Origin of the sequence: Flavobacterium hydrophilum, from assembly GCF_003202405.1 — a bacterium.
GTDB lineage: Bacteria > Bacteroidota > Bacteroidia > Flavobacteriales > Flavobacteriaceae > Flavobacterium > Flavobacterium hydrophilum.
Genome location: NZ_QJHL01000001.1, coordinates 1,941,872 through 1,954,232 on the forward strand (window position 1 = coordinate 1,941,872; position 12,361 = coordinate 1,954,232).

Annotated in this window: 16 protein-coding genes; 8 read left to right on the plus strand and 8 right to left on the minus strand. The window is 31.0% G+C overall.

Annotated elements, in window-relative coordinates; translation table 11 throughout:
- The first annotated feature begins 295 nt into the window (after positions 1–295).
- On the plus strand, positions 296–727 hold the full coding sequence (locus DMB68_RS07445) for a helix-turn-helix transcriptional regulator (RefSeq protein ID WP_110345975.1): 432 nt from the start codon (positions 296–298) through the stop codon (positions 725–727).
- A 71-nt stretch (positions 728–798) separates the two neighbouring features.
- On the opposite strand, the gene DMB68_RS07450 is transcribed toward DMB68_RS07445, so the two are convergent.
- Complete coding sequence (locus tag DMB68_RS07450; RefSeq protein WP_110345976.1) at positions 799–1,350, minus strand: 1-acyl-sn-glycerol-3-phosphate acyltransferase; 552 nt, start codon at positions 1,348–1,350, stop codon at positions 799–801.
- A 64-nt stretch (positions 1,351–1,414) separates the two neighbouring features.
- Here DMB68_RS07450 and DMB68_RS07455 point away from each other — a divergent pair, with 64 nt between their 5' ends.
- From DMB68_RS07455 to DMB68_RS07475, 5 genes are read left to right on the plus strand one after another with little or no spacing between them, the layout of a single operon-like run.
- The gene (locus DMB68_RS07455) at positions 1,415–2,080 is read left to right on the plus strand and encodes a spermidine synthase (protein ID WP_110345977.1); all 666 of its coding nucleotides are present in this window, start codon (positions 1,415–1,417) and stop codon (positions 2,078–2,080) included.
- Between the two features lie 7 nt (positions 2,081–2,087).
- Complete coding sequence (locus DMB68_RS07460) at positions 2,088–2,765, plus strand: peptidoglycan DD-metalloendopeptidase family protein (protein WP_110345978.1); 678 nt, start codon at positions 2,088–2,090, stop codon at positions 2,763–2,765.
- Positions 2,766–2,771: 6 nt separating this feature from the next.
- Positions 2,772–3,245, plus strand: coding sequence for a hypothetical protein (locus tag DMB68_RS07465; protein ID WP_110345979.1), 474 nt, complete (start codon positions 2,772–2,774; stop codon positions 3,243–3,245).
- Between the two features lie 12 nt (positions 3,246–3,257).
- Positions 3,258–3,782, plus strand: coding sequence for a hypothetical protein (locus DMB68_RS07470; RefSeq protein WP_110345980.1), 525 nt, complete (start codon positions 3,258–3,260; stop codon positions 3,780–3,782).
- 51 nt (positions 3,783–3,833) lie between these two features.
- Positions 3,834–4,304 (plus strand): nuclear transport factor 2 family protein, encoded by a 471-nt coding sequence (locus tag DMB68_RS07475; protein ID WP_110345981.1) that lies wholly within the window; start codon positions 3,834–3,836, stop codon positions 4,302–4,304.
- Between the two features lie 18 nt (positions 4,305–4,322).
- Here DMB68_RS07475 and DMB68_RS07480 read toward each other — a convergent pair whose 3' ends face one another.
- The 6 genes from DMB68_RS07480 to DMB68_RS07505 all read right to left on the minus strand — a co-directional run bounded on the left by DMB68_RS07480 (position 4,323) and on the right by DMB68_RS07505 (position 9,884).
- A complete protein-coding gene (locus DMB68_RS07480; protein WP_110345982.1) occupies positions 4,323–5,585 on the minus strand; it encodes a nucleoside permease in 1,263 nt (420 codons plus the stop codon).
- 65 nt (positions 5,586–5,650) lie between these two features.
- Positions 5,651–6,343: a (d)CMP kinase gene (cmk, locus tag DMB68_RS07485; RefSeq protein ID WP_110345983.1), complete on the minus strand. Its 693-nt coding sequence runs from the start codon at positions 6,341–6,343 to the stop codon at positions 5,651–5,653.
- Positions 6,344–6,379: 36 nt separating this feature from the next.
- Positions 6,380–6,979, minus strand: a complete 600-nt coding sequence (locus DMB68_RS07490) for a murein L,D-transpeptidase catalytic domain-containing protein (RefSeq protein ID WP_110345984.1) — start codon at positions 6,977–6,979, stop codon at positions 6,380–6,382.
- Positions 6,980–6,989: 10 nt separating this feature from the next.
- Complete coding sequence (gene porQ / locus DMB68_RS07495; RefSeq protein WP_110345985.1) at positions 6,990–8,009, minus strand: type IX secretion system protein PorQ; 1,020 nt, start codon at positions 8,007–8,009, stop codon at positions 6,990–6,992.
- Positions 8,010–8,207: 198 nt separating this feature from the next.
- Positions 8,208–9,308, minus strand: a complete 1,101-nt coding sequence (locus tag DMB68_RS07500) for a BT_3928 family protein (protein ID WP_110345986.1) — start codon at positions 9,306–9,308, stop codon at positions 8,208–8,210.
- A gap of 27 nt (positions 9,309–9,335) precedes the next feature.
- Entirely contained in the window at positions 9,336–9,884 is a 549-nt protein-coding gene (locus tag DMB68_RS07505; RefSeq protein WP_110345987.1) for a DUF1599 domain-containing protein, read from the minus strand.
- A gap of 152 nt (positions 9,885–10,036) precedes the next feature.
- Here DMB68_RS07505 and folP point away from each other — a divergent pair, with 152 nt between their 5' ends.
- Together folP and DMB68_RS07515 are read left to right on the plus strand one after the other, a co-directional pair.
- Positions 10,037–10,861, plus strand: coding sequence for a dihydropteroate synthase (folP, locus tag DMB68_RS07510; RefSeq protein ID WP_110345988.1), 825 nt, complete (start codon positions 10,037–10,039; stop codon positions 10,859–10,861).
- Positions 10,862–10,863: 2 nt separating this feature from the next.
- A complete protein-coding gene (locus DMB68_RS07515) occupies positions 10,864–11,490 on the plus strand; it encodes a hypothetical protein (RefSeq protein ID WP_110345989.1) in 627 nt (208 codons plus the stop codon).
- A 1-nt stretch (position 11,491) separates the two neighbouring features.
- On the opposite strand, the gene DMB68_RS07520 is transcribed toward DMB68_RS07515, so the two are convergent.
- On the minus strand, positions 11,492–12,307 hold the full coding sequence (locus DMB68_RS07520) for a M48 family metallopeptidase (RefSeq protein ID WP_110345990.1): 816 nt from the start codon (positions 12,305–12,307) through the stop codon (positions 11,492–11,494).
- Positions 12,308–12,361: the final 54 nt, after the last annotated feature.

Genomic DNA, 12,361 nt, shown 5'->3' on the forward strand with positions numbered 1-12,361 from the left:
CAAAAGTAAATATCTTTATTTTAACAATTGCAACTCAATTAAAAATTTAATAATTCAATATTGTAAACAAGTTTTTTAGATATTAAGCATTATATTAGCATAGAATACTTATATTTTTTTTTAACAAAAAAAATACACATACAAAATATTACTAACCAACAAATTAAACACTAACACATATTTCTTTTGTTTAAGTTAAAAAGTGTTATTTAACTGGATTTACAATTGTAAAATTGCTATAAAGGCTCTTTTTATTTACATTTGTAAATACAGGATCTCAAACTAATAATTTACAATGGTAAACATAAATGAATTTGTAAAAAGACTTGAAATTGTACTTAATTATTATGACTTAAACGCATCAGCCTTTGCAGATAAAATTGGTGTGCAACGTTCCAGCATGTCTCATCTACTGTCAGGAAGAAACAAGCCAAGTTTAGATTTTATAATGAAAATATTAGAGGTTTTTCCCGACGTAGATTTATATTGGATTTTGACCGGAAAAGGAAATTTTCCAAAAAATGATAATGAAAAACTTTTAGGAATTTCAAAATCTTCACCGCCTATTTCATCAAATGAAAATTCTAATAAAAGTAAAGATGATGGTCAAACTGTAGTCGAAAGTTCATCAGAATTTAAAAATTCTAATTTCAATTTAGAAGACAACGAAATAGAAAAAATTGTACTTTTTTATAAAAATGGGACATTCAAATCTTATTCCAGATAAGTTAAATATTGGTACTTAAATGGACATTCGCAAAAATTATTTTTTTTTCATTTTGAAGAAAATCATATGAATTATAATTGAAAGCCGTTTTGAGGAATTTTACCACTAACCCCTATATAATGTTTCTTTAAAATTTCAAAATCGGCATTATAATTATCAGTTGGAAAAAATGGCTTGCCAAGATTAACTTCTTTTTTTTTCCAATCAAAAGCTACAGGAACAATAGGTACATTTGCTTTAAGGGCTATAAAATAAAATCCGGTTTTAATTTCTTTTACTTTTTTACGGGTTCCTTCAGGAGCAATTGCCAGACGAAAAACTTCCTTTCTATCAAAAATAGCTGCAATAGCATCAACCTTATTTAAACCTCCGGAACGATCAAGTGGCTCACCTCCTACACTTCTAAAATAATAACCAAACGGAAATTTAAACAACTCCTTCTTTCCTACCCAGTTCATCTCTAAACCTGATATTCCTCTTGTAAAAATTCCTAAATAAAAATCATGATTACTGGTATGCGGCATTACCATCATCACACATTTTTTTACTTCGGCATTCTCAATTCCAACTATTTTCCATCCCATTAGCTTTAGAAAAAGAAATTCGTACAATTGTTTCTTCATTAAAATTCCATATTTCGCACAAAATAAAAAAAATTAATGCTAAATTTGGGTAAAAGCGCAAAAAATGATTCAAAAAATATTTAGTTATTTAATACCAATTAAAATATTCAAAAAAAAATCAGCTCGCAGTAAAGTGATAGAAGTAACATGGGCTAACGGAGAATTAGTTTTAGATTCCGAAAACACAAATTATTCTTATGGAAGCTTACAGAGAATATTAAGATATGGTTTAAGAAATATTGGTTTTAAAACCATTCAGAAAATGAATCATATCTTAGTGCTAGGTGTTGCAGGAGGCAGTGTTATAAAAACCCTGGTTGATGAAGTTGAATTTAAAGGCAAAATAACAGGAGTTGAAATTGATGCAGATATGATTCAGATTGCAAATCAATATTTTAACCTTTCTCAAATTAAGCAATTAGAAATCATTATTGATGATGCTTTTGAATTTGTTTTAAAAACTAAAAGCCAATACGACTTAATTATAATTGATATTTTTGAAGACACCAATATGCCTAATTTTTTATTTGAACGTTTTTTTAGCGAAAGAATATGTTCTATATTAAAAAAGCAGGGCTTTGTACTTTTTAACACTATGATTCTTGATGAGAAGCATAATGTTAGAAATCGTAAATATATTTCAGAAATTAATCCTAAATTATATTCCACTAAAATGCTGCCTCGTGTAGAACATCACAACGAGTTAATTATTATTGAAAAAGTTGCCTAATCCTATTATGAAACCTCTTGCCTCTATATTAAAAAATATACCACCCACTAAGATTATCGATTCAACCATTGATTATTCAAAATACATTACTTTAGATTTATCTATAAATAACCAGAATTTAACCGGAAGTAAATCAGGAAATTCAGCTGATTTTGAAAAATATATTACCAATTACTTAAAAAAAAATAATGCCGAAGTAGCTTTTGGCGGCTATATTGAAGGACGGACTTTGTACCAAAGAAGCACCATTTTTAAGAGCGATTTAATTCCCGAACGCAACATCCATATTGGTCTGGATTTATGGATAAAAGCCGGAACTCCTGTATTAGCAGCTCTTGATGGAAAAATACATAGTTTCAAAAACAATATTGGATTAGGTGATTACGGTCCTACTATAATTTTGGAACACGAAATTGAAAATCAAAAATTTTATACTTTATATGGCCATTTATCGTTAGAAAGTATAGAAGGGATTAGTGTTGGTGATTTTTTTAAAAAAGGAGAATACCTGGCAAACATCGGAAATTCAGAAGTAAACGGAGATTATGCACCTCATTTACATTTTCAGATTATCAACAATATTGAAGATTATTGGGGTGATTATCCTGGAGTTTGCAACACAAAAGATTTAAATTTTTATATTGAAAACTGTCCAGATCCCAATTTATTATTAAAAATAACATAAATAGTTATGAAGAAAGCAGGATTGATTATATGTTTGCTGTTATTAATAGGTTGTAAATCCAAAACAGTCAGCAGGAGCACTGAAGACATAAAAATTAAAAAAGTTTTGGCAGCCGAAATAAATTCGAATCAGCAAAATAAAGCTTATTCATTAGGTAAAAGAGTTCTTGAAACCTGTAATACATCAAAGTTCAAACCTTTTAATGAAACTGAAGTAACGAAATCAGTTATGGAGAATACAACTGAAGAACGTTTAACAAAAACTTGTTTAAGATTTCGACAATATTATGGAAGCTTTATTGATTTGAAATTAGACGGCGTATACAAAACCAAACACGAAACCATTTACCGTTACCATGCATTGTATACAAAAAAGGTAGCCAATAAAGAACTTCGTATTTTTGTTAACGAGGAAAATTTGGTTTCTGCAATAAAATCAATGGATTGGGATGAAAAGTTTGATGCTAAAATAATTGAATAATAACATAAACTTATGAATTTAAAATTATCCTTCTTCTTATTTCTTTTAATTTCATGTTTTGCAACTGCGCAGCAAACGATAACTATTAAAGGATCAAAACCTTATCCGGCAACTGAAAATTATACTTTTATTTGCGAAAAATATGCTCTTACCGGAGAAGTGGATGTACAGATTGCCAAAACAGAAAAAGGCGGAATTTTAAAACTAACAATAGCAACCACAAACGATAAGACCAGAATCTCAGGAGGCGTATATGTTGACTTAGTTAATGCTGATGTAATTGCCTGTTTAGATAAAAATGTTAAAGAAACTGAAGAAGGAAAAACAACATCCTATTATTATTTTACACTTGCAGAATTTTTAAAATTAAAGAAAACAGATATAAAAGGAATTAGATTTATAATTACCGGCAATTCAAATGCATTTGGAAATCAAACCGGTTATTTTACAGCCGAAAGCAAAAAAAACTATTTTTCGACTGCTTTTGACAAATCGAAAAAAACTTTTGATACAGCTGCTTCAATTAGTCTCCTATAAAGATTGTTTATCCAAAAATAATCTTACTTTTATAGCCTAATTTTGTTAAAAATGAATCCTAACGAGAATTTAATTGCTAAATTTTATAATGCATTTTCCAATGCTGATGCCAAAACAATGAGCGAATGCTATCATCCGAAAGTTCATTTTATAGATCCTGCTTTTGGGCTTTTAAAAGGTGAACAGGTTTTAAAAATGTGGGAAATGCTGATTTTAAAAAGTAAAGGAGATATTAAAATCGAATTTTCAAATATAAAAGCCGATGAAATTTCAGGATCTGCACGTTGGGTTGCAACTTATAATTTCAGTAAAACGAATCGTAAAGTAATTAATAGAATCTCTTCTGAATTTATTTTTCAGGATGGATTAATTATCAAACACACCGATAATTTTGATGTTTGGAAATGGTCCAAACAAGCTTTTGGAATTACCGGATATTTATTAGGATGGACAGGGTTTTTTCAAAACAAAATAAAAGAGCAGGCGTTGTTATCACTGAAAAAGTTCCAGCAAACCAAATAAAATTGTACTTTATTTTTTTTAATGTTCTATATTTTCTAACTCCTTTGGATCATGTTTATATTTGAATAAAATTGCAAAAGCTATTGCAATAACAAATGCATAAGCTGCAAACGAAAACCAGACATTTGACCACTGTATTTTATTCCCAATTGTAAAATAACTTACAGTCCGCCCAGCCAGTTCACCACCAATTATAGCTCCAATTCCATTAGTCATTAACATAAAAAGCCCCTGAGCACTTGATCTGATTTTACTGTCTGTTTGTTTTTCTACAAATAATGAGCCTGAAATATTAAAAAAGTCAAAGGCCATTCCGTATACTATCATTGATAATATTAGAAAGATTACTCCTGAACCGGGATTTCCAATTCCAAATAAGGCAAAACGCAACACCCAGGCAATCATACTAAAAATCATAACCTGTTTGATTCCGAATCGTTTTAAGAAAAATGGAATTGTTAAAATGAACAGCGTTTCTGAAATTTGAGATAACGAAATAATAAAAACAGAATGTTCTACTCCAAAAGTACCCTTATATTCAGGGTTAGAACCAAAATCCCTAATAAATGTATCACCAAACATATTGGTTATTTGCAATGCAGCACCTAATAACATGGCAAAAACAAAAAATATTGCCATTTTCTTCTGCTTAAAAAGCACAAAACTATCTAAACCAAATTTACTGGTAAGCGATTGATTGCTGTTTTTATTTTCTGCAGGAACATCAGGCAGAGTAAAACAAAACAATCCTGTTACAATCATTGATACAGAAGCAAAAACAAACTGAAGCGTATTCGATTTCCAGTCTGTCAAATCTGTCACCCACATTGCTATGATAAAGCCTACCGTTCCCCATACACGAATTGGAGTAAATGTTTTTTGAACATCAAAACTAAATTTATTTAAAACGGCATAACTTACTGAATTGTTTAATGCAATGGTTGGCATATAAAAGCAACTTGTAGCAAAAATAACCCAATACATTTCTGTAGAATTAGAAGCTTTTGTTGCAAAAAATATAGCAATTCCGGCAATGATATGTGAAATCCCCAACACTTTTTGAGCGCTGAAATATTTATCTGCAATGATACCAAGCAAAGCCGGCATAAACAAACTTGCCCAGCCCATAGAACCGTATGTTCTGCCAATAGATAAACCAATACTACTACCTTCTACAGGACCAAAAACCTGCCCCATATATCCTCCTAATGAAATCAGCCATATTCCCCAAACAAAAAACTGAAAAAAATTCATGATTGTTAGTCGTAGCTTTATACTCATAATAGTATTTGTCTTTAAATTAATGAAGCGGTAAAACTACCATTAAAAATGAAATCTACAAAAAATTAAACAGTTTTAACAACCTCATTCACTAATTCTAAAACTGCATTAAATTGCTCTTCTCTATTTAGGTAAGAATTGTCAATTTCTATTGCGTCATCAGCAATTACTAGGGGAGAATCCTCACGGTGTGTATCTATATAATCTCTTTCGACCACATTTTTCAAGACGTCTTCATAAGATACATTGTCGCCTTTTTGCTGCAGTTCATCAAAACGTCTCTGTGCACGGGTTTCTGCACTGGCAGTCATAAAAATTTTGAGTTCAGCTGTAGGGAAAACCACAGTTCCAATATCTCTCCCATCCATTACAATAGCTTTATTGGTCCCCATTTCCTGTTGCTGTTCTACTAATTTCGAACGAACTTCAGAAACTTCAGCAACTTTACTCACAAAATTTGAAACTTCGATAGTACGGATTTGTTTTTCAACATTTTCTCCATTCAGGTACATTTCGGCAAAACCTAAATCAGCATTGTATTTAAACTCTAATTGAATTTTAGGAAGTGAATCAATTAAAGCTTTTTTATCAAAAAAATCGGTTTTAATAAAGTTGTTGTTCATAGCAAAAAAAGCAACTGCCCTGTACATTGCCCCTGTATCTACGTAAACATAAGCAAGTTCCTTGGCTAATTGTTTTGCTAAAGTGCTTTTTCCGGTTGAAGAAAAGCCGTCAATAGCAATGGTAATATTTCTCAAAGTGGTAATTTTTAATTAAAATAGTTTATTATTATTTTAATAATAAATATCTAAAAGGATGTTTGATTTTGAAGAATCAATAATTTTTTCAATTCTTTTAAAAAATTGCTCATTAACCATTGGGCATCCATGACTACGACTGATGTAATGATCTTGTTCTTCGTATGGAACTGCTGAATAATGGTGCAAAACGATAGCTCTTTTAAATGCATTACTATTAGTTTCATCCAGGCCATATAATCGATATGCTTTTCCGAAAATTCCATTATAATTATTTCCAATAGAATATCTTCCTAATGAAGTAGAATTTGAATTGGGTATATTACTAAATTTTAATTCACCTTTAATCCCAGTATCCGAACCACATCCATGAGCAACAAGGCCCTGATCTATAATTTTATTATTTTGTAAATCATAAACGAAAAAACGATTTTTTCCGGATGGAATTCGCATGTCAACAAAAAAAGCAATTTTAGAGTTGTATTTAGAATTGCCATTCAGCATTGATTTCATTTCATCAATCCTAAAATTAATTCTTTCTATTTCCAGACTGTTAGTTTCATCTTTGAAATAAGGCTTTGAGCTGATAAAAAAACCTGATATTATTACAACTAAAATTAAATTAAATATTTTCATATAAAAATCATTATTGAAGATTAATATTTAAACCAAAAAGACTTGTATTTGCTGCTAATGTATATTTAGAATACGAATAATTGAATTTTAATCGATTCATTTTTAATCCAAAACCTAAAGAAACTCCTGAAAAATTACGTTGCTCCTCAATTCTTAATTCTTCTGCTCTTCGAAAATTATATCCTAATCTGATATTGAATGCTTTTTTAGGAAAAAGCTCTACTCCAAAAACCACATGTCGCAAAGCGTTATTTACAAATGAAACTTTATCTTCTTCTGTTGATCCGTCAATATTACCTTCTCCACGTACAGGATTCGAAAAAGAAATATTCCACTGTTGCAAATTTTCTAAAGACAGATGCCATCTGATTGGCACATGATCTAATTCTTGTGAAACACCTGCTATAATCTCCAGAGGTAATTTTTCCTTAATCCCTGAATAAGTAGTAAATTGAGTTCCAATATTTCGTATTGACAATGCCCAGTTTACATCATTCCTTTCATCAATGAACAAAAAACCTAAATCTATTGCTCCGCCTATAGAATTATAACTTTCTAAAGTAGAAGTTATTAACTTAGCATTTGCTCCAACATGTATGTCTGTATACGGGATATTGTATGCATAACCTACCGAAAGAGCTCCTTCACTTCCTGTAAAATCTGATGTAGCCTGTCCATTTTCATCATACCCTTCAAAAGTACCATAATTTATGTAACTCATACCAGCATAAAATGTTTGTAAATGCCTGTCGTAAGTATAAGCATACGAAGCTGTTCCGTAAGTTGCTTCACCATAATAATTACCATAATTCATAGCCAAATGATTATCCATATCTGCATTTAATGTTGCCGGATTAAACATAACCTGATTAACATCTTCATCATAGATTGTAATTGCTTTTCCGCCCAACGCTGCCTGTCTTGGTGAACTTGTTAAATTCAAAAACTGATAAGCATACCTCCCGCCTATTTGTCCAAAAGAGAAGGAAACATTTAAAAACAAAAAAAACAGAGTAATTTTTTTCAACATTTATGTTAAGGGCTTAATCTGCAATTAGAACGTAAATATGAAGATTAAATTATAATTCTGAAACATTTATATTTTAAAATATAACTTAAAATCCATATATATATTGTAAACTGCAGCAAAAGTACAAAAAAACAAATCGCAATAACAACTTAATTATGAAACATTTATGAACTAGAAACATTTATGAACTAATAGTTTTTACAATTCAAGTTTATCAATATCGTTATAATGCTCTTTTTGAATAATAGTTCCATTTTGAATAACCACAACGCTTGGATTTGCTCTTTCAATTGTTTTTAAAGCTATGGCATCACAAAAGTAAAAATCGACATTTAAACCATACTGCTTTTTAGTTTTTGCAATCAATTCATCTGCTGATGCAGTCATTGCAATTACTTTATATCCTTTAGATTTGGCATCAACATTTAATTTCTCTAACTTTTTAAGACCATCAGGATTTGACAAAGCTAAATCATACGTTACAAAAACTAATAATTTTGGCTCTTTCAATAGTTCGTCTTTATAATCAGAACCCTCTTTAGTCATTGTAAAATCATGGATTGGCGGTACATATCCTTCTGTAATCACTTTGTCTTTTCGATCAACGAACGTTGCTCCTTCAGGAATATTCAATAAATCTTTTTCCGTAAATTCTTTTTCTACACCATTCACTTTGTAAATAAAAATCATTTTTACAACAGATTTTGGTGCACCTTCCGGAATTTCCATTCCTTTCTCAATGTTAGTTCCTACTTTATATGGACGAAAATCTTTTAACGGATTATGATTCAATACCCAAACAGCCATAAATGCACATAAAACAACACTTAAATAAATCGCAAAATTAGTTTGTGGAGTTGAAAATAAAGGTTTTATTAATTTTTGGTTGAAAAATAAAATCAAAATAAAGAATAGCAAAACAACATCTTTTGTAAATGACTCCCAAGGGGTTAAATGCAAAGCGTCTCCAAAACAGCCACAATCTTTAACTACATTAAAGTAAGCCGAATAAAAAGTAAGAAAAGTAAAGAAAACGATTAAAAGCAATAAACTCCATATTGTTGCTTTTGCTTTATATCCGACCAGTAGCGCAACACCTAAAACCACTTCTAAAATCACTAAAAAAATTGCTAATCCTAAAGCTAATGGCTCTAAAAAAGGAATATTAAATACCGGTTCGCTAAAATACTCTGCTAATTTATAAGAAAAGCCGACAGGGTCGTTTAGTTTTATTAATCCGGAAATAATAAACAATACGCCAACAAAAAGGCGAGAAAACTGGGTAATACTATTTTTCATTTTTAGAATTTGGGATTTATTTGAAATCTATTGTTTTGGTGTAAGGGGATCTAAAATTAATGCAAAAACAGCATAATTAATCATGTCCTGATAATTAGCATCGATCCCTTCAGAAACCAGAGTTTTACCTTTATTATCTTCAATTTGCTTTACTCGAAGTAATTTCTGCAAAATCAAATCTGTTAACGAACTTACACGCATATCGCGCCAGGCTTCTCCGTAATCGTGGTTTTTGGCCTCCATTAATTCTTTGGTTAATTTAATTTTAGCATCATATAATTCGGTTGCTTTTGTAACATCCAAATCGGGCTGATCCGCAATCCCTAATTCCAATTGAATCAATGCCATAATGGAGTAATTGATGATTCCGATAAATTCGCCTTTTTCATCTTCATCAACTTTTCGGATTTCATTTTCCTGTAAGCTTCTGATCCTTTGGGCTTTTATAAAAATCTGATCTGTTAACGAAGGCAGTCTTAAAATTCGCCAGGCACTACCATAATCTTTCATTTTATTGATAAACAAAGTGCGACAAACTGTAATTACATTATCAAATTCAAGGGAAGTATTCTTCATTTATTGCTGTATATTTGCTAAAATTTGTTCAAAAATAAGGATTAAATTAAATAGTTTCAAGTTTCAGGTTTTCTTTGTTTCAAGTTTTTTCCAAACAAATTGTTAATCCCGCAACCTGAGTCTTAAAACCGAAAAAATAAAACTCAAACAAAATGTTTATTAACTGTAAAGGTAGTTTGATCGATTTAACAATTCCTAAAGTAATGGGAATTCTAAATGTAACGCCAAATTCTTTTTTTGACGGCGGAAAATATAAAAACGAAACTGAGATTGTTTCCCAAGTTGAAAAAATGCTTACTGAGGGTGCTGATTTTATTGATATTGGTGCCTATTCAAGTAAACCCAGTGCTGAGTTTGTTTCGGAACAAGAAGAAATTGAACGAATTGTTCCGGTAATCGAATTAATTATGAAGCATTTTCCGGAAACGTTATTATCTATTGATACTTTTAGGTCTGAAGTCGCAAAAGCTAGTATAGAAAATGGTGCAGCAATTATAAATGATATTGCAGCAGCAGAACTAGACGATAAAATGTTTGAAGTTATTGCAAAATATAATGTTCCTTATATAATGATGCACATGCGCGGCAACCCGCAAACAATGCAGAGCCTGACACAATACGATGATATTATAAAAGAAATGCTTTTTTACTTCTCTGAAAAAGTAACAAAAGCCAGAAGTCTGGGAATTAATGATTTAATTATAGATCCGGGTTTTGGATTTGCTAAAACTATAGATCAGAATTTTGAGGTAATGCAGAAAATGGAACTTTTTAATCTTTTAGAATTGCCAGTTTTAGCAGGAATTTCAAGAAAATCAATGATTTACAAAACACTTAGCATCACTGCAGCGGAAGCTTTAAACGGAACTACTTTCCTGAATACAATTGCTTTGACAAAAGGTGCTAAAATTCTTCGTGTCCACGATGTTAAGGAAGCGGTGGAATGTATTACTTTGTTTAATAAAATAAGCCAGTAAATATGAAATACATTGTATTATTGCTTGTATGCTTTATGTTTTCATGTGAGACAAAAAAAGATGTCCAGCTATCAAAAGCAAACATCTCAATTGTAAAAGACGTTCAGGATCATTCTCCAATTTATATATTTTTTAAAACTGAAGGAAAAGATACAATAGCGGAAGTAAACCGAAAAAACAGTATTATTTCGACCAATTGGATTTTCAATATTGATAAACGCCTGCCTCTAAAATTAGTAATTCCTGAAGTTATAAAACTACAAGAGAAAAAACGTGGAGACAGTGCTCATAAAAACGAAAAGGCGCAGAATTATTATTCTTACGCCGATTCTATTGGAAAGAATTTAGCTTTTTTACCTTTCACTAAAGTGTATTATAAAATGAATAAGCCTAAATTTGGCATATTGATTTATTTCACAAAAATGAATTCAATATTGGTTAATGGCATTTTCGTTGAAAAATCCAATTTACAAAATTATTTAACTAATCTGGACAGTGATAAACCTAACAAATTCATATTTTCATTTAATCCAAACATGAGTTTCGAAAATTATATTCAAAACAAAATACTAATCGCTAGCTTAAAATTCCCTGATTATAGTTTAAAAAATGAGGAGTTTATTTTTTAAATTAAATTCTAATAACCCCAACTTTCGCAGCTGTTTCCCTTGCCTGGGGAATTAAAGATTTCAGGTTGGCAATTCTGGTAGCATCTGAAGGGTGTGTACTTAAGAACTCAGGCGTCCCCGAGCCTCCTGATTTAGCTGACATTCTGGTCCAGAAAGCAATTGAATCATCAGGATTATAGCCTGCAATTGCCATAAGCGTCAAACCAATTTTATCAGCTTCACTTTCATGACTTCTGCTAAAAGGAAGCATCACTCCTACCTCTGATCCCAAACCATAATATTGTTGCCACATAGCCTGTTTTTCTGCACTTTGGCTTCCGGTCGCAACTGCAACACCTACAGCACCTAATTGCTGCAATTGAGATGCACTCATTCTTTGAGCACCATGATTTGCCAAAGCATGTGAAACTTCATGTCCCATCACTGTAGCTAATCCTGATTCGTTTTGTGTAATAGGCAGAATACCTGAATAGACTACAATTTTCCCTCCGGGCAAGCACCATGCATTGACTTCTTTATTTTCTACTAACTTATATTCCCAACGATAATCTTTGAGATACTGTGTTTGCCCCAGGTAAGTTAAGTATTTTTCTGCAGCTGCTTTTATTCTGGCTCCTACATTGCTTACTAATTTAGCATCAGCTGTTCCCGTTATTACTTTATTTTCCTTAAGAAATGTGTCATATTGTTGAAAGGAAGAGGGAAATAATTCACTGTTAGAAACAAAATTAAGGTCTTTTTTTCCTGTTACAGGATTTGTGGCACAAGAGTAAACTATAAGTGTTACAAAGGCAGTTATAAATAAATATTTTTTCATGATCTTATGTTTTTTTTGAGTACTGTAAATTTATCAAAATTCTATTTTGTAGTC